This window comes from Arthrobacter pigmenti, assembly GCF_011927905.1.
GTDB lineage: Bacteria > Actinomycetota > Actinomycetes > Actinomycetales > Micrococcaceae > Arthrobacter_D > Arthrobacter_D pigmenti.
Genome location: NZ_JAATJL010000001.1, coordinates 93,122 through 115,320 on the forward strand (window position 1 = coordinate 93,122; position 22,199 = coordinate 115,320).

The 22,199-nt window shown below is 65.0% G+C and carries 22 protein-coding genes; 6 read left to right on the top strand and 16 right to left on the bottom strand.

Annotated features, from left to right (window positions below; all coding sequences use genetic code 11):
- Positions 1–2 precede the first annotated feature (2 nt).
- Positions 3–1,262: an FAD-binding protein gene (locus BJ994_RS00470; protein WP_167990294.1), complete on the top strand. Its 1,260-nt coding sequence runs from the start codon at positions 3–5 to the stop codon at positions 1,260–1,262.
- Here BJ994_RS00470 and BJ994_RS00475 read toward each other — a convergent pair.
- The 12 genes from BJ994_RS00475 to BJ994_RS00530 all read right to left on the bottom strand — a co-directional run bounded on the left by BJ994_RS00475 (position 1,257) and on the right by BJ994_RS00530 (position 12,881).
- A complete protein-coding gene (locus BJ994_RS00475) occupies positions 1,257–1,649 on the bottom strand; it encodes a hypothetical protein (protein WP_167990296.1) in 393 nt (130 codons plus the stop codon). The two genes, BJ994_RS00470 and BJ994_RS00475, sit on opposite strands and share 6 nt — an antisense overlap.
- Before the next feature lie 88 nt (positions 1,650–1,737).
- A complete protein-coding gene (locus BJ994_RS00480) occupies positions 1,738–2,478 on the bottom strand; it encodes an ATP-binding cassette domain-containing protein (protein ID WP_167990299.1) in 741 nt (246 codons plus the stop codon).
- Positions 2,479–2,598: 120 nt separating this feature from the next.
- On the bottom strand, positions 2,599–2,802 hold the full coding sequence (locus BJ994_RS00485) for a hypothetical protein (protein ID WP_167990302.1): 204 nt from the start codon (positions 2,800–2,802) through the stop codon (positions 2,599–2,601).
- Between the two features lie 336 nt (positions 2,803–3,138).
- Positions 3,139–3,369 (bottom strand): hypothetical protein, encoded by a 231-nt coding sequence (locus tag BJ994_RS00490; RefSeq protein WP_167990304.1) that lies wholly within the window; start codon positions 3,367–3,369, stop codon positions 3,139–3,141.
- A gap of 245 nt (positions 3,370–3,614) precedes the next feature.
- Positions 3,615–4,919 (bottom strand): amylo-alpha-1,6-glucosidase, encoded by a 1,305-nt coding sequence (locus tag BJ994_RS00495; protein WP_167990307.1) that lies wholly within the window; start codon positions 4,917–4,919, stop codon positions 3,615–3,617.
- Complete coding sequence (locus BJ994_RS00500; protein WP_167990310.1) at positions 4,916–6,244, bottom strand: glycoside hydrolase family 36 protein; 1,329 nt, start codon at positions 6,242–6,244, stop codon at positions 4,916–4,918. Before BJ994_RS00500 ends, BJ994_RS00495 begins: the two co-directional genes overlap by 4 nt.
- Before the next feature lie 15 nt (positions 6,245–6,259).
- A complete protein-coding gene (locus BJ994_RS00505; RefSeq protein WP_167990312.1) occupies positions 6,260–7,309 on the bottom strand; it encodes a Gfo/Idh/MocA family protein in 1,050 nt (349 codons plus the stop codon).
- On the bottom strand, positions 7,306–8,472 hold the full coding sequence (locus BJ994_RS00510; RefSeq protein ID WP_167990315.1) for an MGH1-like glycoside hydrolase domain-containing protein: 1,167 nt from the start codon (positions 8,470–8,472) through the stop codon (positions 7,306–7,308). The genes BJ994_RS00505 and BJ994_RS00510 overlap by 4 nt, the downstream gene beginning before the upstream one ends.
- A complete protein-coding gene (locus tag BJ994_RS00515; RefSeq protein ID WP_167990316.1) occupies positions 8,469–9,524 on the bottom strand; it encodes a zinc-dependent alcohol dehydrogenase in 1,056 nt (351 codons plus the stop codon). The genes BJ994_RS00510 and BJ994_RS00515 overlap by 4 nt, the downstream gene beginning before the upstream one ends.
- A 14-nt stretch (positions 9,525–9,538) precedes the next feature.
- Complete coding sequence (locus BJ994_RS00520) at positions 9,539–10,462, bottom strand: carbohydrate ABC transporter permease (RefSeq protein ID WP_167990317.1); 924 nt, start codon at positions 10,460–10,462, stop codon at positions 9,539–9,541.
- Positions 10,462–11,466: a carbohydrate ABC transporter permease gene (locus BJ994_RS00525; protein WP_342450202.1), complete on the bottom strand. Its 1,005-nt coding sequence runs from the start codon at positions 11,464–11,466 to the stop codon at positions 10,462–10,464. Before BJ994_RS00525 ends, BJ994_RS00520 begins: the two co-directional genes overlap by 1 nt.
- Entirely contained in the window at positions 11,463–12,881 is a 1,419-nt protein-coding gene (locus BJ994_RS00530) for an ABC transporter substrate-binding protein (protein WP_167990318.1), read from the bottom strand. The genes BJ994_RS00525 and BJ994_RS00530 overlap by 4 nt, the downstream gene beginning before the upstream one ends.
- Positions 12,882–13,183: 302 nt before the next feature.
- On the opposite strand from BJ994_RS00530, the gene BJ994_RS00535 reads away from it, so the two are divergent.
- The 3 genes from BJ994_RS00535 (at position 13,184) to BJ994_RS00545 (ending at position 15,287) form a co-directional block, all read left to right on the top strand.
- Positions 13,184–14,356, top strand: coding sequence for an ROK family transcriptional regulator (locus tag BJ994_RS00535; RefSeq protein ID WP_167990319.1), 1,173 nt, complete (start codon positions 13,184–13,186; stop codon positions 14,354–14,356).
- 56 nt (positions 14,357–14,412) lie between these two features.
- Positions 14,413–14,841: a prevent-host-death protein gene (locus BJ994_RS00540; RefSeq protein WP_167990320.1), complete on the top strand. Its 429-nt coding sequence runs from the start codon at positions 14,413–14,415 to the stop codon at positions 14,839–14,841.
- 71 nt (positions 14,842–14,912) lie between these two features.
- Positions 14,913–15,287 carry a cytotoxic translational repressor of toxin-antitoxin stability system gene (locus BJ994_RS00545; RefSeq protein ID WP_209066418.1) on the top strand — a complete coding sequence of 125 codons (375 nt, stop codon included), beginning with the start codon at positions 14,913–14,915 and terminating at the stop codon, positions 15,285–15,287.
- Positions 15,288–15,314: 27 nt separating this feature from the next.
- Here the strand turns inward: BJ994_RS00545 and BJ994_RS00550 are convergent, their stop codons facing one another.
- The 3 genes from BJ994_RS00550 to BJ994_RS00560 all read right to left on the bottom strand — a co-directional run bounded on the left by BJ994_RS00550 (position 15,315) and on the right by BJ994_RS00560 (position 18,263).
- A complete protein-coding gene (locus BJ994_RS00550) occupies positions 15,315–17,000 on the bottom strand; it encodes a thiamine pyrophosphate-binding protein (RefSeq protein WP_167990323.1) in 1,686 nt (561 codons plus the stop codon).
- A 357-nt stretch (positions 17,001–17,357) separates the two neighbouring features.
- Positions 17,358–17,630 (bottom strand): P-loop NTPase family protein, encoded by a 273-nt coding sequence (locus BJ994_RS18055; RefSeq protein WP_245192216.1) that lies wholly within the window; start codon positions 17,628–17,630, stop codon positions 17,358–17,360.
- Positions 17,631–17,660: 30 nt separating this feature from the next.
- Positions 17,661–18,263: a GDSL-type esterase/lipase family protein gene (locus BJ994_RS00560; RefSeq protein WP_167990325.1), complete on the bottom strand. Its 603-nt coding sequence runs from the start codon at positions 18,261–18,263 to the stop codon at positions 17,661–17,663.
- Between the two features lie 49 nt (positions 18,264–18,312).
- On the opposite strand from BJ994_RS00560, the gene BJ994_RS00565 reads away from it, so the two are divergent.
- Positions 18,313–20,070 carry a class I mannose-6-phosphate isomerase gene (locus tag BJ994_RS00565; protein ID WP_167990327.1) on the top strand — a complete coding sequence of 586 codons (1,758 nt, stop codon included), beginning with the start codon at positions 18,313–18,315 and terminating at the stop codon, positions 20,068–20,070.
- Between the two features lie 7 nt (positions 20,071–20,077).
- On the opposite strand, the gene BJ994_RS00570 is transcribed toward BJ994_RS00565, so the two are convergent.
- Positions 20,078–20,989 (bottom strand): ROK family protein, encoded by a 912-nt coding sequence (locus BJ994_RS00570; protein ID WP_209066421.1) that lies wholly within the window; start codon positions 20,987–20,989, stop codon positions 20,078–20,080.
- 93 nt (positions 20,990–21,082) lie between these two features.
- Here BJ994_RS00570 and BJ994_RS00575 point away from each other — a divergent pair, with 93 nt between their 5' ends.
- Positions 21,083–22,090, top strand: coding sequence for a LacI family DNA-binding transcriptional regulator (locus BJ994_RS00575; RefSeq protein ID WP_167990330.1), 1,008 nt, complete (start codon positions 21,083–21,085; stop codon positions 22,088–22,090).
- The last annotated feature ends 109 nt before the right edge of the window (positions 22,091–22,199 follow it).

The following is a 22,199-nucleotide window of genomic DNA, read 5'->3' on the forward strand; positions in this document are numbered from 1 at the left end:
ATATGGCGTACGACGCCGGCACCAACTGGGCGGGGAATCTCGCCTATGGCGCGTCCATGGTCCATGAGCCGACGTCGGTGGATGAAGTCCGGCGAATCGTCGCCGCGGCCGGGTCCATCCGGGCGCTCGGCTCAAGGCACTCCTTCAACGCCATTGCCGACGGAACTGACGAGCTGCTCTCGACGGCGGCGCTCACCGGTCCGGTACGCATCAATCGGGAAACCTCCACCGTGACGGCGGGTGCCGGAATCCGGTACGGTGAGCTTGCAACCGAGCTGGACCGGGCCGGTTTCGCTCTCGCCAACCTGGCTTCGCTGCCGCACATCTCAGTGGGCGGCGCCGTCGCCACCGGTACCCACGGCTCGGGGAACAGGAACCGCAGCCTGGCGGCCGCCGTCGTCGGGCTGGAACTTGTCACCGCCGATGGCGACCTGGTGAAGTACGACGCCGGTGATCCCGACTTCGCAGGCATCGTGATTAACCTCGGCTCGCTGGGTGTGGTGACGAGCATCGAGCTGGAGATCGAGCCGGCATTTGAGGTGCAGCAGACGGTGTTTGAGCGGCTCCCGCTGGAGGCCCTGCTTGGTAATTTCGACGGCGTTACCGGCGCCGCGTACAGCGTCAGCGTGTTCACGACCTGGCGGGATGCCGACGTCATCGACTCCGTCTGGGTGAAGCACCGCCCGGACCGCGATGATCCGCTGGCGGAAACGCTGTTCGGTGCCGTGCGAGCCGAGGACGAAAGGCACCCGCTGCCCGGCATTCCACCTGTGGGGTGTACGCCTCAGCTGGGAGTGCCCGGACCCTGGTACAACCGGTTGCCGCACTTTCAGCTCGATTTCACGCCCAGCAACGGCGTGGAACTGCAGTCGGAGTACCTCGTGCCGCGCAGGCATGCCGTGGACTCGATCCGGACTCTGCGCGGGTTGAGCGCGGAGATCGCACCGCTTCTTCAGGTGAACGAGATTCGTACCGTGGCTGCTGATGACCTGTGGCTCAGTTCAAGTTACGGCACCGACGCCGTGGGCCTGCACTTCACGTGGGTCCAGGACCAGCCCGCAGTGGAGGCGCTGTTGCCGAAGATCGAGGCGGCGCTTCGGCCGTTTCAAGCAAGGCCGCACTGGGGAAAGCTGTTCACTGCTGGCGCGCACGATCTGGATAGGCTGTACCCGAAACTCGAGGACTTCCGGCTGCTTACGAAGCGGCTCGACCCGGACGGTGTCTTCGCTAACCCGTTCAGCACTGAAGTGGCAGGCTCATAACAACACCTCCATTGCGCCCGCCAGGAGACCTAATGAAAACGGGATGCACACTAGTCCGGGAAGGAGGAGAACCAGGGCACACACGCTGTTCGCAGTGACCGATACGGTTCCAAGCCGCCGCCTCGGCTCTCCCTGCGTGCTCGCGGCGCAGGCTAATCCAGTGAATGCGATCATGGCAGCCGGACTGAGGATCAAAATCGCGTAGACCAGCGTGACATCGAATGCGCCCATTTCATCCGACGTGGTTTTCCATACGTAGACCAGCAAGCTGCACAGAACCACAACTAACACGGGAAAGATGTATCCCACGATTCGCCGAATCATCCAGAAGGTGGTCCGTACCGGTGGGACACCACCAAGTTCAATGGTTGTACTGTCAGTGCTCATGATGATCCGTTCTCCAGGGGTGGAGAATAGAGAGTATCGAAGAGACGCCTGAGACGGATTCAGTTATCCACAGGCACCCCTCGGGGCTTCAGCGCCTGCGCACCGCCGCCTTGTCAGCGCCTTGCCGGGGTACCTCGTGAATGCCGAGGATGGTGCTCACGTCTTCGGCGGTAGAGCGGCCCAACACCACAACCCGGTCCGCCAGACGGAGTGCCTCATCCATGCTGTTGGTCGCCAGCAGCACCGTGGTGGGCAGTGCGCGATGAAGGGTCTGCAACACGCTGTGCAGGACAGTGCGGGCGGCGCCTTCGACGGCGGCGAACGGGTTGTCGAGCAGCATCACCCCGGGAGCGCCCGCGAGTGCACGGGCCAGGGCGGCACGGCGGACGATCTCCGCGGTGACATCGGTTGGCAACAGCTTCGCGAACCGGCGAAGACCGGCCAGGTCCAGAAGCTCGGCAATCTTCGCCTTCGCCTCACTGGCGCTGGAGCTCTTCCGAAGCCCGAGCGCAAGGTTGGCCTGCAGCGAATGCGTCGGCTGGAGATCAGCATCGCGGGGAGTCCACGAGCACCGGTCATCCACGCGGCGGACAGGTTCTCCACCAAGGAGAACCGAACCCGACTCCGGATGGTCCAGCCCGGCGGCCGCGCGCAGGAGGGTGGCGGCGCCGTCGTCGTCGTTCCCCACGAAGGCGAGGACTTCGCCGGCTTTCACATCGAGGCTGAGGTCCCGCACGCGGCCGGCGTGGAGGTTCACGAAGGACACGTCCAGCGGCGAGGAGGCGCGGCGCAGGTGGAGATGATGGGGTGGAACCGGGCTGGAACTCATCGGTTACTCCGTAGCGTCTGGGTTCGGGCATCCCCAGCGGCCCGAAGTGATCAGCACCAATTTACCGACACAACACAGGATCCCCGCCATGGACGGGGATCCTTCGCGTAACAAAGTGACTTAGCGGTAGCAGCGGAACATGTCCTCCATCGTCCGGTCCAGCGGGGTGTCGACGGCGCAGACCACGAGCCCAAGCCACACGTTCCGGGCCAGCCCACGCACGCCCCAGGACCGCAGCGGCATCCGCTCCCGCGGCGGAACCGCACTTCGGCCGATGAACGCAAAGAGAGCAACCGTCACACCAAGAATAATCAGCAGAGCCATGGCCTACGCCCCCTCTGCCGTCGGATCCGAATACGAGCGGCTCGGCAGGGCACTGCTGCCCCAGCCCGAGTGCGATTCAATCGGGGCGGTATGTCCCACCCCGTCTCTGTTTATTGAGCGGAGAACAACCGCTGCGAGGGCGGCTACAAGAACCAGTACGACGACGATTTCCATACCTCGATAGTGCTCTCACCTGGGATATGGAAACAGTGGCAGAAAAGACCACTACCGATAAATTACTGCCACGCGCCCTTGCGGTTGCATCGACTCTCCTCAAATGGTCCTTTTCAGCCCGAAATGCGCTCTCATAAGGACCATTTGGGGAGAGTCGATTGGCTACTTCATGCCCATGTGGCGGTCACGCCAGGCGGGATACAGTGCCCATGCCAGTATCCCGACAATGAGAACCGCGGCGACGGCGATGATCCAATTCGTGGGCAGGCCGACAACGGAGAACGGCGTCGAGTAGCACTCACCGCCGGACGCGCAGCCCCCACGTGAGCCGGCCGGCGCGAGGAGCAGGCCCGCCAACAGGCCCGCCGCGATGGCGACCAGATTCCGCTTCATGGCCTTGAGATTACGTCGCGGTGATGCGCGAAGATAGACCGCGCGGACGATTCCGTGCGGGTTTGACGGGCCGGTTGACGCGAAAGGTCTGTGGAACCGGGGTTAGGCTGGTACAAACCCTGGTACACGGAGCTCAAACCCGCACGGAATCGTCCGGCAGGAAGGCCGGAGCCTGCACAGAATAGTCCGAGAGGAAGCCCCGACCCTGCACGGAGTCGCCAATCAAGCCCGCCGGAAACCCGCACCTACAGCGGCGCAACCTCCGTGTGCATCAGATCCAGCGCGAGCGCTGCCGTCCAGCTGAAGTTGCGCGTGCCGTGCGGGGCTCCTGTCACTGGGTCCACGTACTCGGGGAAGTCGTGCGCGAGCGCCAGGGACTGGAGGTTCATCGCCAGCCGGTGCGCTTCGTCGTCGTGAGCTCCGTGGACGCGCAGGCCAAGGATCACCAGCCAGGTCATGTTGAACCAGGCCGGCCCACGCCAGTACTGAGCCGGTTCGAAGTCGCCCGCCCGCATGTCATAGCTCGGCACCATGTGCGGACTGCTGCCGAGAAAGCCCGGCCCCATGAGCGCCTCAAGCACCGCAGGCGCCTGCCCCAGGCCGGGCAGGATCAACGGAATGATTCCGGAAATGGTGGCCTTCCGCACCAGGGACCCCGTGGTCACGTCCCGGGCCACGTAGAGCCCGAGATCGGCGTCGTACAGACTTTCAAGGGCGGACGTTAGCTCCTGCGCCCGCTGTTCATGGGAGATCGGAGAAAGCCCAAGGGAACGCGCAATGTCCGCCAGCGCCAGCTCGGACCGCGCCCACAGCGCATTGAACGTGGGATCCTCGAGGACAAAGCTGTCCTCGCCCTCGAGGTCGTTGCAGCCGTGGTCGCGGTACTGCTCGGCGAGCCAGAAGTAGCGTCCGTACTCCTTGGTGCTCGGGCGCTCGCCGGCCCCTGCATGAGCCAGGTCCGGCCTGCGGATCACATGCTGCGGGGTGTCCGGAATCCTGGCCAGTGCCTCATCCCAGAGCGGCGAGTTGTCCATGCCCGATTCCCACGGATGCACCACGCTCGCCAGCCCGTTGCCGCCGCGGTTCCGGCGCACCAGCAGGTATTCGTGCCAGGCGACCAGCCGGGGGTAAACCCGTGCCAGGAACCCGTTTCGCTCCGAAGCGTCGGGGTTGGTCCGGTGCACCTCCCACGCAGCCCAGGCATGGTTGGGCGGCTGGATGAGCCCGGTGGTCGGAACCAGGGGTGCTGCCGGGAGATCGTTCGACCGCCAGAAGGAGGCACCGGGAGAGTAGTCATCGTCACGGGTGACGTCGTAGATGATCTGCGGCAGGCGCCCGTCCTCCCACTGCCCGTTGAGGATCGATTCCAGTTCCTGTTGCGCCCGATCAGCGTCGACGTGGCGCAGCCCGAGGGCGATGAACCCGGAGTCCCAGCTCCACTGATGCGGATAGAGACCGCTGGCGGGCAGCGTATGCGAACCCGCCCAGTTCCGTTTGAGCACCGAAACCGCGGCACTGGTGAGCGCGGCCGGATCAGGCAAGGCGGTCATGACACTCCATTCAGGGGTTGGGAGAACGCGGGAAACGGGATGGCCGGGGGAACGTTGGCGAGGACGCGGCGGGTGGTTTCCAGCCCCCAGTCATCCAGTTCCGAAATCCGGTCCGATGCCGAGCGGAGCCCGCCAAACTGCTCGACGACGGCGGCCCACGGCTCGCGGAGTGCGAAGCCCGGGCGCGCAACGAGGCAGTCCGGGTCATTCGCCCAGAACCGTCCGTGCTGCCAGGCCCTTGCCGTGGTGCCCATGGCGCCGCGCAGTTCGCCGTTGGCGTCCTGTGCGTGCTCGTGGAAGGTGTCCGGTGAGACGCGCATCCCGTCGAGCAGGCCAACGCTGGGGAGGATCGGCGCACCGCAGCCCACCAGGTAGGTCTCCGCTCCGACGGCGTCGCGGATCAGTTCGAGGCCGGAACGGTAGGCTTCGACGGCGCTGACGTCGTCGTCGTACCTGGTACCGGGAAGCGCGCCGCTGTAGAGGAAATCCAACTTGAAGTAGTCGAACCCGGCCTCGTGCAGGGTGCGGAAGGTGTGCCACAGATAGTCCCGCAGGTCCGGGTGCGTCAGGTCCAGGCCGAGGAGGTCCTGGCCCCAGTTCTCGCCGGCGGGTCCCATGAGCCAGTCCGGATGCTGCGCGGCCAGCTCTGTGCCGGAGCCGGCCATAAAGGGAGCGAGCCAGATACCGGCACGCCGGCCCGACTCCTGGATGCGCTCCGTCAGCTTCGGCAGCGAAGGGAACTTGGAGCCCAGCGGAGTCCAGTCGCCCACGCCGGCCTCCCACCCGTCGTCGAGCTGGATGACATCGACGGGTAGCTCAAGCTCATCGACAGCCGCAAGGTTCTCGAGGATGTCCTGTTCGGTAACGGCCTCGAAGTAGCGGTACCAGCTGCACCACACAGAAGGTGGGGTCTTCAGCGGCGTAACCTCCGCCGTGGCCGCGTACTGATCGCCGAACCGGGCGAGGCCGGAGGCCAAATCGGGTGCCTCGAATGACACAACCGGGCCGTCGGCGCTGATCCGCAGGGTTTCGCCGTCGAGCTCGGCCCGGATCGAGGGCACCTCTCCGACAGCCGGCGCCCCGTAGACCCGGACCGGGCCGCCGTCGCCCGGCAAAACGGCCAGCAGCCCCTCGGCATGGAAGCCCGACGCCGGCTGCTCCACCCCGGGGCGGAACCGCATCCGGTGCCGCAGCATCGACTCGGGACGCCGCGAGGTTTCGGTGACCCCATAGGTAGTGGTGGGGCTCCAACTCTGCCAGCCCTCCTCATAAACACGTCCGCGTTCCGGCGAGACGGTTAGCTCCTCAACGGTTTGATACCTCATTGATGCTTCTTCCGGTCAGAGTTTCAGGGATGCAGGCTGCGGCTCGCCGCCGTTGCCGGCGGAGTCGAACGCGGCCAGCATCAGTTCAAGCGAGCCGACGTTGTGCGCGGCGCTGTTGTAGGGCTGTCGATCCTCGGCAATGGCGCACATCAGCTCTCCCATGGCGCCCGCGAAGCCGTCGACAAACCACTGCCCCTCGAGCGCGTACTGCGTTGCGACGGAGTCCCGTTCCAGCTCCAACTGGTCCGGGCCGCCGAGCACGCTGCCGCGGATGGTGCCTTCCGTTCCGTGGATCCAGAAGGGACAGGACGGCTTCTTCGTCAACACGTTCCCGACGACGCGCAACAAGGCATGCGCACCGTCCGTGCAGCCAACCTGGATGGAGGCGGACCACGGATTCTTCGCCGTGGAAGGCTGCCCCGGAACACGCGAATCAACCGCCTGCACGGAGCGCACCTTCTTGCCCTCAAGCCAGCACCGGGTGATGTCGATCCAGTGCACCAGGTAGTCCGAGATGAGCATGTGCGGCACGTCGTCGAAGTGCGTCCCGGCGATCGGCGGCAGCGGCTTGTCATGCAGGTGGGTCACGCCGACAACGTCGCCAATGGCGCCGTCCTCCACCAGCAGCGTCGCAAGACGCCAGGCCGGGGCCCAGCGCGCGTTCTGGTTCACTGCGATCCGGACCCCGCGCCGCTCAGCCTCAGCAAGGATGGGCGCCAGTCCGTCAAGGTCGGTGGTGAGCGGCTTCTGCGCGAGGACGTGCTTGCCGGCCGATACGGCGGCGGAGAGCCACTTGAGACGGTCCTCCGGCGGCATCGCCAGGTCCACAATGCCTACGTCGGGGTCGGACAGCAGCTCCTCGGGCGAACTGTAGACGCGTTGGACCGAAGGAAAGCGCTCCGTGATGCCCGCCGTCGTCGGCGTCCTGCTCCAGACTCCGGCGATGTCCAGGCCGTACTTCTCGTACGAAGGCAGGTGCGCGGTCTGGGCGATGGCACCGCAGCCGAGGATTCCGATGGCGGGTTTTGGTCCATCCGGGAACTGTGGGCGGTAGTCGGGGATCAAGGTGCTGACCTGTCCATGGCGAGGACGAGGCCGGTCCAGGACTGCGGGATTGCGCCAAGCCCTTCGCCGGTTTCCGGGTTCCAGTACTCGGCCCAGCCGCTGGTCCGCGCAGCGCGCAGGGTGCGTTCGGCGAGGCGGTCGGCGTTTTCAAAACGTTCCCACCGGAGCTCCGCGAGCCAGAAGAGGTAGCTCAGCGGTGGCCAGGCGGTGCCGCGCCAGTACGTCCCGGGATCGTAGGACGGATGGGTGCGCGCCACGTTGGTTGGCCCATAGTCGCTGCCGAACCGGGCCGGATCCTCCAGCTGGTTCAGCGCGGCTTCGGCCTTGGCGCGGTCCGCCGTGACGAGGGCGCCCATGACGCCGTCGCTGGTCGGAATCCGCGTGGACGGTCCACCCCCGACGACGGCGCGATCCGACCACAGTCGCTCCTCCTCGTCCCACAGGAGCTCGTCCATGGTGGCGCCCAGAAGCCGTGCGCGCTCCGTCAGCTGCTCGTCGCCGAGGGCCGTTCCGAGCTCGGCCAGGTTGAACGCGACGTAGGCGTTGAAGCTCGCCGGGCAGGTGACGAACGTCGAGGACCAGCGCGCGGCGCCGTCGTCGGCGAAAGAGAGATCCTGCATCCGGTCCTTGTTCCACGCGGTGCGCGCGGGCCGGCTGTAGTTTTCGGGCGTCCGTCCGGGCGCACCCCAATCATCCCAGCGCGGCGAGTGGTCGTTGCCGCCCTCCCACGGGTGGACGATGTAGATCAGGCCGTCCTCGGTGCGGCGGTGCTCCCACAGCCAGTCAAGGCCCTTCCGCGCCCGGGCGAGCGTGTCCGACGACGGCGCCAGCCCACGTTCCAGCAGCACCTTCACCGCATGGCCGAACATCGGCGGTTGGGTGAGCGACGACGACGCCGGCAACGGCCCCAGCCAGGTATCGGCGGGTTCGCCGCCGTACCGCATATGGGGAATCATGCCCTCGGGAAGTTGGGCGTCCAGCACTGCATTCAATTCAACGACGGCGCGTTTGTCTCCGAGCGTGCCCCAGATGATCGCGTGGAAGCACGAATCCCAGAGCCAGAGATGCGGGTAGATGTTGGGGTTGGGAACGGACCATCCGCGGCCCTCATCCCAGTGCGCTTCCAGCAGGTTCCGGACCTGGCTTGTCAGCTCCCCGCTCACAGTGCCGGCGCTCCCTCGAAGCGCAGCACGGTCTGCAGCGTCTCCGGTGCGCCCTCGTCCAGCCGGCGGAACGCCTTGCCCACCTCGTGCGCATCCACGATGTCGGAAATCAACGGCGCGACGTCGACGGCGCCTGCCGCCAGTTGCCCCATGAACACCGTGGCCAGCCGGGCCGGTGTCCAACGCGTGCCGAGGCCCGCCGGGGTGCCGCCGATCTGGCTTGCAATGATCTGGACCCGGTTGTGGTGGAATTCCTCGCCCAGGGAAAGGTGTTCCCCGCCGCCCTGGTAGAAACCGGCGGCGATCACGCGGCCGTCCGCACCCACGGACCGCACTGCCTCGTGCAGGGCGCGGTAGTTCCCACTGAGTTCGATCGCGACGTCGACGCCCAGGTGCTCCGTCAGCTCGCGGATCCGTTGGCCGGCGCCACCCGGCACGGTGGCGGCAACGACGTCGTGCGCTCCCATCTTCAATGCAAGGTTGCGCCGCGCTTCAAAGCCGTCGACGGCGATAACGCGCGCACCGCTGAGATCTGCCAGGCGGGTGGCCAGCAGACCGATCACACCCTGCCCGTACACGGCGACGTCCTCACCCAGGTGGAGGTTGGCGCCCAGCACTGCGTTCAGCGCGATAGCACCAACCCGGGCGAAAATTCCGTGCAGCGGGTCGGTGCCGTCCGGCACCTGCTTGCCGGCAACCGCCTCCGCGGGGAGGACGGCCTCACTGCGGTGACCCCAGATCCCGTAGACGACGTCGCCGACAGCCAGCCCGACGACGTCGTCCGCCACCTCGATCACCTCGCCGACTTCCGAATACCCCCAACCGACCACCGGATAGCTGAACGCGGGCGCGCCCTCGGTGAACAGGCGCTGGGCAACGTCCCAGCTCTTGGATAGGTAGGGGTTGGAGCCGCGGTAGGCGGTTAGCTCGGTCCCGGCGGAAATGCCGGAGTACCAGGTGCGGATGCGCACCGACCCGCCAGTGAGCGGCTGCTGGTCGCACTGGACCAACTCAACCGATCTGGGCGCGGAGAACTGCACGATGTGGGGCATGTCTTCTTTCTGGTTTAACCCTTCTCCGCGCCCGCCGTGAGCCCCTCGGTGAGGAGCCGTTCAGCCGCGAAGAAGATGATGATGATGGGCAGTGTGAGGATCACTGAACCGGCCATCAGGATGGTGGTGGGTATTTCGATGCTTCCGGCAAGCTGCGAGAGTCCCAGCGAAACGGTCCAGTTCTCCCGCGATTCGACGAGGAACAGCAGGGCGAACAGGAACTCGTTCCACGCGATCATGAAGATGTACAGCGCGTTGGAGATGATCGCGGGCATGGCCAGCGGCAGGCTGATGCGGCGCATGATCGTCAGGCGGCTTGCGCCGTCGATCGCTGCGGCTTCTTCGAGGCTGGTGGGGATGGTCTCGAAGTAGTTCCGCAGCATGTAGATACTGACCGGCACCACCTGCGCCACATAAACCAGCAACAGTCCGAAAAGCTCGCCGCGCAACCCGATCCGCGTAAAGAACACGAAGAGCGGGATGGCCAGCAGGATGCTCGGGAACAGGTAGACGGCGAGGAACAGGCCGCTGATCTTCCGCCGCCCGAAGAACTCCAGGCGGCTGATCGCATACGCACCGGGGACGGCCAGCAGCAGCGTGACGAGGACCGTCCCCAGTGCCACGAGCGCACTGTTGCGCATGAAGATCAGGAAGCCCTGCCCGCCGTCCGACGGCGATTGCAGCACTGAGGCGTACGTATCGAAGCTGAACTCGCTGAAGGATACCCAGAGGGCTCCCGGGTCCTGCAGCAGGCTCGAGATCGGCCGGACGGAGAGGATGATCATGTAATAGAAGGGGAACAGCGTCGCGATCAGGATCAGCGCAATGACAATCCACCGCAGCCAACCCAGGATGAGTATCTCCACTCGGTCCCGCGACCATGGGCGGCTGGCCGCTACGGCCTTGCGTTCCCTGCGTGATTGAACGTCGGTCGACATCAGCTCACCTCCTCTTTCTTGGCGAAGAACTTCAGGTAGATACCGACAAGGACCGCGAGGATCACCGCGAGAACCAGGGCCTGTGCTGAGGCTGCGCCGATGTCACCGCGTGCGGTCAGGAAGTTGTAGACGCGCACCGCCACGACCTCGGTGCCGGCGCCGCCGCCGGTCAGCAGGTAAATGTCATCGAAGCTGTTGAAGGTCCAGATGAATCGCAGCACCGAGAGCACGGCGATGGTCGGCAGCAACTGCGGGAGCAGGATGTGCCTGAAGCGCTGGGTGGGGGTTGCGCCGTCGACCCTCGCCGCCTCATCCAGGCTTCCCGGAACCGCCTGGAGGCGGGCGGTGAGGAAGAGGAACGCGAAGGGGAACGAGCGCCAGGCTTCGAAGGCAATGACCGTCAGCAGCGCCGTCGGGACCGTGAAGCTGAGTCCGAGGAAGGACACTTCACGCTGCCGTTCGCTCAGGAACGGGATCGCCTGGTCCCACCCCAGGTACTGGGTGCCCCAGTGGTTGACGATGCCGAACTGCGGGTTGAGCATGGTGGTCCACACGAACGTCACGGCGACAATCGGGGCAACATACGGAATGAGGGTTGCTGCCCGTACGAAGGTCCTGCCCTTGAAGGGTTTGCGCAGCGCGAGGGCGGCGATGAGGCCGAAGAGGATCGCCAGGCCGGTGCCTGCGACTGAGTAGACCAGCGTGGTGATCAGCGCCTCGATGAACCCGGGTGAGGAGAACACCTCCGTGAAGTTCGAGATGGTGTAGTTTCCCAGCACCCCCGCAGTGCGGAGGTTGAGCAGGCGGATCTGCTGGAAGGCGAGCATGATCGTCCACAGGATCGGCAGCACGATCATGACGATCACGATGATCAGCGTGGGCGAAATCAGCGCGAACCCGGCGCGCTGCTCCGCCTTTGCCATCGACGAACGTTTTCCCCGGGTGCGAGGCACCGGCGCGCTGCTCCGCGCCGGTGCCTCGTCGTTCTTGCGGGTGGTGCTCACTCCAGCGAATCCTGGATGGATTGCAGGGTGGCGGCCGCCTGTTCTGCTGCGGCAGCCGGATCGGCTCCTCCGTTGGCCACGTCGGCTACCGCCTGGGCTATCGGCAGCTCACCGAGTGCGGCTCCGGCGAGGTCTCCCTGGCCCTGCGGGATGCCCCACAGCAGCAGGTTATCTACGCCGGTCTGCAGGGCCTGAAGTACGTCGTCAGAGTAGAAATCCTGTAGCGGGGCCTTGGTGTCCACACCAACCGGCAGGGTCTGCCAGGCGTCAGCGAACTCGGTGGGGCTCTCGGCAGTTCCGGCGCGTACCGGGACCTTGCCTTCGGGTGCGATAGCCAGCCAGTCAACGTAGCCGTCGCTCATCATGTACTCCACGAACTGCTTTGCGGGTTCGGTGTTCGCGCTCGCGGTGATGGTCCAGTTGGTGATCTGGCCGAACTGGGCGGGATCGCTGCCGTCGGGTCCGACGATGGCGGGAACTACGCCCGTGTTCTCGGCCAGGAAGGCTGGGTTGTCAGCGCATTCGGGGCAGGTGGGCAGGGCGTCGTTGCGGAGTCCGGCCATCTCATCGAGGACGAAGGTGGACCAGATGAACATGGCTGCTTCACCGGCGAAGTAGTTGGCACGCACTGTGTCCACATCCTGTGCGCCGGAGACGGAGTAGTTCTGGATCAGGTTGCCGTAGAAGTCAAGCGCGCCGATGCACTCGGGGCTGTTGAAGATGACCTCACCGGCTTCGTTGACCATTTCACAGCCGTTGCCCAGGGCGACGTGCTCGATGGTCTGCTGCGTGAAGGCATCACCCGGGGCTGTTGCGCCGACAAAGCCGGCCATCTCGGGCGAATCCAGGGCTTCGGCAGCGGCAAGGATGTCCTCGTACGTTTCCGGCGCCGCCAGTCCGGCCTCTTCGAACAGGTCTGTGCGGTAGTAGAGCAGTTGCAGCCAGGATTCACTCGGGATGGCCAGCAGCTCTTCGCCGTCGCGGTTGAGCTCAAGTGCCCTTTCGGAGAAGGTCTCCTCGCCGAGGGTTTCGAGGACTTCCTGGACTGCCTGGGTGTTGACGAGGTCGTTGGCGCCGAGCGTCCGGACCTGGGTGAGGCCGATGGAGCCGATGACGTCGGGCAGGTCTCCTGCCGCGGCGCCGGAGGTCAGAACCTGGTTGAACTGGTCCTCGGCGACACCAACGAGTTCAACCTGAATCCCGGTCTCTTCCTCGAATCCGGCGATGATCTCCTCGGTCGCGGCGACGCGGTCGGGGATGGTGTCGGTGGTCTGGACGACGATGGACTGGCCCTCGCTGTCGGCCTCCCCTTCGTTCCCGCCGCATGACACGAGGGTGGTCGCCGTCAGCGCTGCCAGCGCTAGCGCGGCAACCCTGTTCCGTTGGGGGATTCTCTTTTTCCTCAAGATTTCCATTCGAAGCTCCTATTCGCTGTACATGGAACAACGCTGTCCATGCGCTCCATGGGATGGCGGTGTACGCCGCCGTCCCGGTTGAGGCGCCTTTCGCTGTGCGGACGTTCTCGCGTCGAAGTCAGCTCGGGTCCGTGATCTGCTCCCGGCCACCAAACTTATGCTGAAACATTAGCCGGATGTTAGTTAGCTGTCGAGCAGTAGTGTGCAAATCGTTATCCTTAAGACGAACCGATACTAAGCATTTATGTGTTCACATCGATGTAGTCGGGATACTCTTTAGATCGCCACAGAGGAGCTCAATAATGACGGCTGGACCGGGAGAGGTGTTCGACCTCATTCGTTACGGTCGTGCCCGCACCCGTGGTGATCTTCAGGAGGTCACCGGGTTGTCGCGCATGACCGTCGCCCAGCGGGTGGATGCGCTCCTCGCCGCGGCCCTGATCCGCGAAGCAGGCACGGACCGCCCCTCAGGCGGGCGCCGGCCCACCCGGCTCGAGTTCAACATCGAGCACTCGATCGTTGTGGCCGCCACGGTGGACACTACGCACTCGCACATCGCGTTGACGGACCTTGCGGGGCGGATCATCGACGACGACAGCATCGACCTTGCCGTCATTGACGGGCCCGAGAAGGTGCTGCACGGTATCGCCGAATCGATCGAGAGCCTACTGGAGCGGACCGACACACCGCCATCGCGGGTTTCCGGTATCGGTATCTCCATTCCAGGGCCGGTGGATCCGCGGACCTCGCGTCCGAGCCAGCCGCCTATCATGCCGGGCTGGGATGCATACCCTATTGCCGAATATCTGCGCGATGCGCTTCCCGTCTCCGTTCCCGTGCTGGTGGAAAACGATGCCAACGCGATGGCGCTGGGCGAACACAGCGTGGGCTTCACGGACTGTTCATCACTCGCGCTGGTCAAGATCTCAACCGGGATCGGTACGGGCATTGTGATTAATGGCCGCGTCTACCAGGGTATCGACGGCGGCGCCGGGGACATTGGCCACGTCCGCCTGGGTGACCATCCCGACGTCGTCTGCCAGTGTGGTGCCCGAGGTTGCCTGGCAGCCGTAGCGAGTGGGCGCGCTATCGCGCAGAAGCTCACCGAACTCGGTATCGAAGCGTCATCGGGCCGTGATGTCGGCGAGCTGCTCGCGAAGGGAAACGTCGAGGCGATGCGGCTGACGCATGAGGCGGGCCGGCGGATCGGAGAGGTCATGGCGACGGTCGTGTGCCTCATCAATCCCGGGGTGCTTCTCATCGGCGGGGCGCTGGCATCGTCGTCATTGCTGAGCGGAGTGCGTGAAACGCTCTACCCGATGTCCCTTCCGCGCGCCACCCGCAATCTCGATGTGCGGCTGGCAACGATGGGGGACAAGGCGGGCATCATCGGGATGACACGAGTGGTGGTCGACGAGGTGTTCGCGAGCAAGGCGATCAACGCTCGGCTGAATGAGCCGGAGCCGGTGGGCTAGAAGCTTCAGGTTCATGTACTTGAAGTACATCGCGTACACATGGAACGATGGTGTACATGAGTACACCGATCCATGAGCACCGCACCTATGGTTTCGCAGATGCGCGCAAGTCCTTCAAGTCGATCCTTGATGCGAGCGACCGGGGTGGATTATCGATCGTTCAGCGAGGGGACAGCTCAGCCTCGGTGGTGAATACCGCGCTTCTCAAAGCTTTCCTCATGAAGAACACTCCCGCGAATGTCCAGGTAGTGAATGAAGATGGCGCGTGGGCGATGTTCATTCCTGGCCTACCGCTAGCGGCCGAGGGTTCCACTGTGGATGAAGCAACGCATGATCTGATTGATGCGCTTCGCGAGTACGCCGAGGATTGGGAGGACCACCTCCGGCTAGCTCCCAATCATAAGGACAATTGGGCCTTGGTACAGATTGTTGATTCGTCTACAGATGGCGAACTAGCTGCTTGGCTAAATGGAACTGCGAAGTGAGTCAGAAGCACCCCCCGGGCACTCGAGATGAGCACGAGAAGTTCTGTAAGACTGAGCAGTGGCAGCCCGTAGTGAACGCAAAAGGCCAGAAGGTGCGCCATCATGCCACCTACGAGCTTGTCTTGCACGATGGAACGGTTCTTCGGACACGCATCTCGCGCCCGGTAGATAGAACCACCTACGGATCCTCCCTCTGGGGGGCAATATTGAAGGATCAACTGAGAGTCACTCCTGATGAATTCTGGAGCTGTGTAAACGAAGGGGTCCTGCCGGACCGGGGTGCACCGGCCGTGCCGGCCGAGGCGTTGCCGCTGGAACTCGTCCATCTCCTGACGAAGACGGCCGGTCTTTCCGAAAGCGAGGTTGCCTCGCTGACGAAGGAAGAGGCCGTCAGGATCATGAATGACCACTGGGCTTCCGCTCCGCCACAACCAGATGAGCCTTAGCTAAAGTCGCCCGCTATCTGTCAGCGCTCACTTCTTGATCGCCACGGACTCCGCCATGAACTCCGCAACCACCTGCTGGGAGATGGCGACGTCGAGGACGTACACGCCGTCGTCGTCGGTTTCCAGCCACTCGCTAAGTGCCGCGAGATCGGCAAGCGCCCGCGCCTTGGTGCCCTTTGCACCAAGGGCCCGGCCGACGGCGGCGAAGTCCACTTCATCGATGAGCATCGCCTGATCGTGCAGGCCCTTGGCCGCATACTGGTGCAGTTCTGCACCATAGGCGGAGTCATTCAGCACGATCAACACGCCTCTGCGCGTGGCGCGGAGAAAGGTCTCGAAGTCAGCCAGACCCATAAGGCCGCCGCCGTCGCCGCTGAACAGCACGGTGGTGCGTTCCGGCCGCGCCACGGACACACCGGCCGCGGAGCCGAAGCCGAGACCGATGGACTGGAAGGCCGTTCCGACCAGGATCATGGCGTGGGGATCAGGCACGGAAAGGTACATCGGCGCCCAGCCGATGAAGTGTCCGCCGTCCATGACCACCGATCGTTCGGCCGGAAGGATGTCCTCAAGGGCTGCGACCACGGCCCGGGGATTCAGGCGCCCGTCCGGGGCGAACTCGACGGGATCCTCAATCGGGTGGGAGGAACGGAATTCCTCTCCGGCAACCTCGGGGACGCTGCTGCGCCAGGTGGTTGTTGCCGGCTTAACGCGCTCCAGCAGTCCGTCGAGGAACGGGCGGATGTCGGAGCGGATGTAGTCGACAACGATCGGGTGCTTCTCGTCCGGCTCGTTGTCGACCCGGATGATGCGCGTTTCCGGCGGGAACAGCGTCCCGTAGCGCGTCTGGAAGATGTTCATGCTGGCCCCGACCACCAGTACGACGTCTGCCTTCCGCGCCACTTCGAGCCGGTGGCGGCGGGTAAAGCCGCCGGCCACCCCCAGGTCCCACTCGCTGTCGAATGCGTTGATCGCCATCACGGAGGTCATGAAAAGCGCACCCAGGCGGTCGCCAATCTCGCGCAGCGGAGCGGCGCTGTCGGCAAGAACGACGCCGCGCCCTGCGATCACCATCGGCCGCTCCGCTGAAGCGAGCAGGCCGGCCACGCGGTCCAGGTCTTCTGCTTCCGGCGGCCATACGGCTTTGGCGGGCAGTGGTTCGAGCGGCTCGGATTCGGTGAGCGGTGCGGTGGCGAGGTCGTAGGGGATGGCGACGATGACGGGCTGCACCGTCTGCAGCGCGAGGTCGAATGCGCGGTGGGTGATCTCGGCAGCGTTGCCGGGCCCGGCAACGAGGGTTCGCACACCAACGGCCTCGGCCGCCTTCGTCTGATCGATGTCGAAGTTCCGCCGCCCGCCTGCCGGTGCATCGCCGACGATGAAGACCAGCGGGATACGGGCGATGCGCGCTTCGGCGAGTGTTGTGTAGGCGTTAGTGAACCCGGCGCCGTACGTGGTGGTTGCCGCGGCGACTCCGCCTGTTGCCCGGTGGTAGGCGTCCGCCATGGCAACGGTCGCGGATTCATGCCGGGCGGAGGTGAACCCGAAGCCGAGCCGCGTTAGCCGGCTGATGAAGTGCGCGTTGCCGTTGCCCATGAGCCCAAACAGGTGACCGGCCCGGTCTGCGACTGCATCAGCTACGGCCGCCGAAACGTGACCCTCGTCCGGGAGCCTGGGGATTTCAGTGGCGGAATCTCTGCTGGCGCTCGTCATGGTCGTGGCACTCCTTCGTGTCGTTCGACTGTAATTGTGTGGCATTGGGCATCCTGACAGGTCTCGCGTGCTCAGGGGCTGAGCTGCGCCCGCAGGTATCGGCGCAAGCCCGGAATGGCGAAGTCAACTCTGCCATGCCCGGCAGGCTCTATAAGACCGGCTGAAAGAAGCCTTGAGCGGTAGTTTGCTACGAAACTTGTTCCTGCTCCGATTCGTCGGCCAATGTCTCCTGCAACAGACGGCCCGGTGTCTTCGGCCATTGCATGCAGGAAGTCCAGGTCTCTTTGGGAAACCCTCGCAAGCGCCGCTTCGATCACGGTCCGTGCGTTGCGCCGATTGGCGGCTTCGATAGCGCGTTCAACTCGCGGGGCAGTGAGGTGCGGTCGCCGTCTCGGAAACCACGGCCCAGCCGTCCTCCCGGGCCAGGTCCTGGGCAGCGCCAAGCATGACGGTTTTCCCAATTCCCCTGGCGCCGGTAAAAATGGTTAATAGCCCGGGGGCACCGGATCCCAAACGCAGTCCATACTCGAATTCGTCCAGCACCCCTGCCCGCCCGAGGATTTCCGGCGGCGTAGCGCCTGCAGATGGTCGAAACGGGTTCTCCATGGTGACGACTTCCCTTATGAGCATGTGTGAGTTTTGTGAGTTTCAGACCGACGCCTATGAGTTTATGTGAGTTTTGTGAGTTTGATTGACCTTGGCCCTATTCGAAACCGCCCGCGCCAGGCTCGCGTGGCCGGCGTCGTTCGGGTGGACTGTATCGGCACTGAGCATGGTCTCCGGATCCCAATCGTCCGCTTCCGCCAACGCCACGCGCGAGTACTCCGCCGCCGCACGGCGCAGCACGCTGTTGTACTGGTCGATGAGGCTGTTCGAGCCCAGGTTGTGCGGCGCGTAGAGGCTGAAGTCCAGAAGATACGGCTGCATCACGGCGACAACCAGTGCGCTCGGTGAGGCCCGCCGGATGGCCGTGAAGATGCGCTGGAGCGCGGCGGCATAGCCCCGCGCTGACGACGGCGACTCCCCGCCAAGGCGCAGATCGTTCAGCCCGGTCATCAGCACGTAGAGCGATGCCGGTGGCGGCGGGGTGGCGGCGATGAGCGCGGCGGTTCCGGTGCTGTTGCTGCCTCCGACGCCGCGGTTGTCCAGTTCCAGCCTCAACTCGACTGCGGCCCGGGAGGTAAAGCACGACGACGGCGAGGACGCGCCGTCACCATCCACCCACGAGTGACCGTAGGCCATCATCTTCCTTTTGGAACTCACACTGGTAACGTTATCAAACAACGTTCCCAAGCAAGGAAGGCGATCCCGCGTGACCAGCACCTACGAGAAGTTCCCCCGAATTCCCGTGCCCGGAGAGCACACAGTGTGGTCGGGAGCGAAAGCCTGGCGGGAAGTGGCGCGCGGCGGGGCGGGGACTATCGTCGTCGACACCTACCCCGGCACGCGGCTGGATGAACTGGAAGCTTTCCTCGGCGAAGTGCTTCCCGGCCACACCGTGCTGAACGTCGAGGAGCTCGCCGCGAGGCCCATCGGCGACATCGACGAACTCATTGCCGCGAACCTCACCGAAGATCGGGTATTCGGTGTCCTGAGCCACCACACGCTTACGGACTTCTATGAACCGGAGAAGCTGGCGGAGCTCGCAACCCGGGTGTCGTCGTCGGACGTTCCCGTGGTTCTGATCGGCTGGGGTGCGGCACTGGTTCCGCTGCCCAAAAGGACGCTGGTGCTGGCGGACCTTGCGCGCTGGGAACTCCAGCAGCGGCAGCGTGCGGGCGCACCGAACTGGCGCTGCGATAACGGGAGCGAGGACAACCTCCGCAAGTACAAGCGGAGCTTCTTCGTCGAGTGGAGGGTGGCCGACCGGCACAAGCTGGAGCTCTTCCCCAGGCTGGACTATGTCCTGGATGCCAACAGCAGCGTGCGCGAGGGCAAGCTCATCACCGGCGAGACGTTCCACCAGGGCATGGCCGCGGCGGTGGCTGCGCCGTTCCGGGTGGTCCCATTCTTTGACCCGGGAGTGTGGGGTGGCCAGTGGATGAAGGAGGTCTGTGGGCTGGATCCCGAGGCCGAGAACTACGCCTGGTGCTTCGACTGCGTGCCGGAGGAGAACAGCATCCTGCTCGATGTCGGAGGCAACGCCGTCGAACTGCCGGCCCTCGACGTCGTCCTGTCCCAGCCGCGCGAACTGCTTGGCGCCCTCACGCACGCCCGCTTCGGCGCAGAATTTCCCATCCGGTTCGACTTCCTCGACACCATGGGCGGCGGCAACCTCTCACTGCAGGTCCATCCGCTGACCGAGTACATCCAGGACCGCTTTGGCATGCATTACACCCAGGATGAGAGCTACTACCTGCTCGACTGCGACGACGACGCCGTAGTCTACCTCGGCCTCAAGACCGGGACAGACCCGGATGCCATGCTCGCGGCGTTGAAGACAGCGTCCGACGGCGGGGCCTCCTTCCCGGCCGAAGAGTACGTCAACGTGTTTCCGGCGAAGAAGCACGACCACTTCTCCATCCCGGCAGGGACAGTGCACTGCTCCGGGGCGAACTCGATGGTGCTGGAAATCTCGGCGACGCCGTACATCTTCACCTTCAAGATGTGGGACTGGGACAGGGTGGGGCTCGACGGGCGTCCGCGTCCCATTCACATGGAGCACGCGAGCCGGAACATCCAGTGGGACCGCAACACCGAGTGGGCGCGCGAGCAACTGCTGGACCAGGTGGAGGAGCTTGGATCGGGCCCGGGTTGGACCGAGGAACGGACAGGCCTGCACGAGCTTGAGTTCCTGGAGGTCCGGCGGCACTGGTTCACGGACGCCGTCCACCATTCCACCAACGGGACCGTCAACGTGCTGAACCTGGTGGAGGGGGCTGAGGCTGTTGTCGAGAGCCCAAGCGGCGCGTTCGCGCCGTTCGCCGTCCGGTACGCGGAAACGTTCATCATTCCAGCGGCCGTGGGGGCTTACACGATCCGTCCCGCGGGCCGTGGGGCCGGTCAGCGGCTCGGGACCGTGAAGGCGTATGTCCGCGGGACCGAGACGGGGATCGGGGTTGCGTCCTAGCGCTGGCTCATGTGTGGGCCTGCACCAGCGCCCAGCGTGCCGCCCCGACCAGGCAGGCTTCCTCGAAGCGCTCCGACCGCGTGATCGGCAGTTGCCCGAGCTGCGACCGTGCGTCGCTAAGCCCCTTGCGGACTGCCGGGTAGACGATGTCCCACGAGCCCGCCATCGACCCGCCGATGATGAGGGACTCCGCATTGAAGTCGTGCAGGCTGGGTGCGATCGCGGCGCCGAGTGCCGTGAAGGTGCTCTCAAGTACCCGGGCGGCCACCGCGTCTCCCTGCCGGGATGCGTTGGCGATCTCGTGAACGTCGAGGGCCGGGTTTCCGGACGCTTCCGCGTATTGCCTGCGGATCGCGCGCCTCGATACCGTCTCCTCGAGCGGCCGGTCATTCCACGTGAGGAGGTGGCATTCACCGTGCGGAGGAACGCCGGCGCCTGTCGTCACGGGGGAGCCGTCGACGAGGAACGTCGATCCCACGCCGGTGCCAAGGGTGATGCAGACAAGGCGGCTCACGCCAGCGCCGCTCAGCGCATGTTCGCCGATCCCGAACGCGTCGGCGTCGTTCAGGAAAGTGAACCCGGACGCCGCAGCGCCGAGCCGCTCGGACAGGCCGGCACGGACATCGACGCCGTTCAGGGTGTCGAATTTGCCCACGTTCTCGTAGCGGGCGACGCCGGTCGCGTAGTCGAATGGCCCCGGCACAGCGACGCCCCATCGTCTGTTGTGTTCGGTGCCGAGGGAGCGCGCGGCGTCGGCAATGATGTCGAGGATGGCTGCGGCAGAGGCATGCGCGTCCAGCGGCAATCGGCGTACGCTGTCCGCACGAACCGACCACCCGCCGTCGTACGTTTCTACCAGCGCAGCAGTGACGTGTGTCCCGCCGACCTCCAAGACCGGCGTAGTCAGCGCGGGTGTCATGCGGCTTCCTTCTTCTTCGTGCTCGGTAGACGCGGATCGGCGGTGCCGGTTGATAGCGTTCAAGTGCAAGTCCAACCCTGAAAAGAATTCCAGATGATGCCACCACGCACCAATGCGACGGCCAGTCCGACCGTTCGTGACGTCGCAGCCCTCGCCGGGGTCAGTCCGATGACGGTGTCGCGAACCATGTCCGGCGGTCAGAACGTGCGTCCTGAGGTGCAGGAACGGGTTCGTAAAGCCGCAGACCGCCTCGGGTACCGTCCCAATCAGAGCGCACGGAATACCCGGTTGCGCAGGCCCACCGGGCTCATCGGGGTGGCGGTGACGAATCTGGGAAACCCCTATTACGGGCAGTTCGCGCTGGGCATTGAGGACGTCGCGGCGGCTCATCAGAGGCACATCCTGATTGGGAACACCCGCGAGGATCCGCACCGTGAAGCGCAACTGCTGGACGATTTCGCCGGCCGTCAGGTCGAGGGGCTGATCGTGGTACCGGCTGGCAACGGTGTGGCTACGCTGCCCTCGTCGGTACCGTTTGTGCTCGCCACACGAGAGGTTGAGGGCGTGCACGGTGACACAGTCCTGGTCGACGACGTCGGCGGCGCCTCAGCGGGGACGGCGTCGCTGATCGCGCACGGCCATACGCGCGTCGCCTTCCTCGGCGACGTTTCCGGTATCCCAACGGCACGACGGCGGTTCGAGGGCTTCACACAAGCGCTCGCCTCGCAGGGGCTTCAGTTCGACGCGTCGCTTCTCATGCCGGTGCGCGACGCCGAAGCCGCCTTCGATGAGGTAGCCCGGCTTCTCGGTCAGCACAATCCGCCCACGGCGTTCTTCTCCACCAACAATCGGACAACCGTGGGAGCTCTACGGGCGATCTGCGATCACCGGCGTCGCTATCCGAAGGGGGCTGTGCCCGCGGTCGCCGGGTTCGACGACGTCGAGCTCGCCGACCTGCTCGGCATCCCGCTCACCGTCATGTCTCACGACCCGCGTGCGCTCGGCGCGCAGGCTGCCCGGATGCTGTTCGAACGGCTCAGCGGCGAGGCACCGGGCGAGCCCCGCTCCGCTTCCATGCCGGTGACGGTGCGGCGGTTCTGAGCGGTTCGTCCACCGCCATCCCATTTCGTGCAGGTTTGCGAGCGTCGATCAGGTGAGAGGTCTGTGCTGTAAGGGTCGGCGAGGTACAAAGCCGGGTACACAAGGGGCA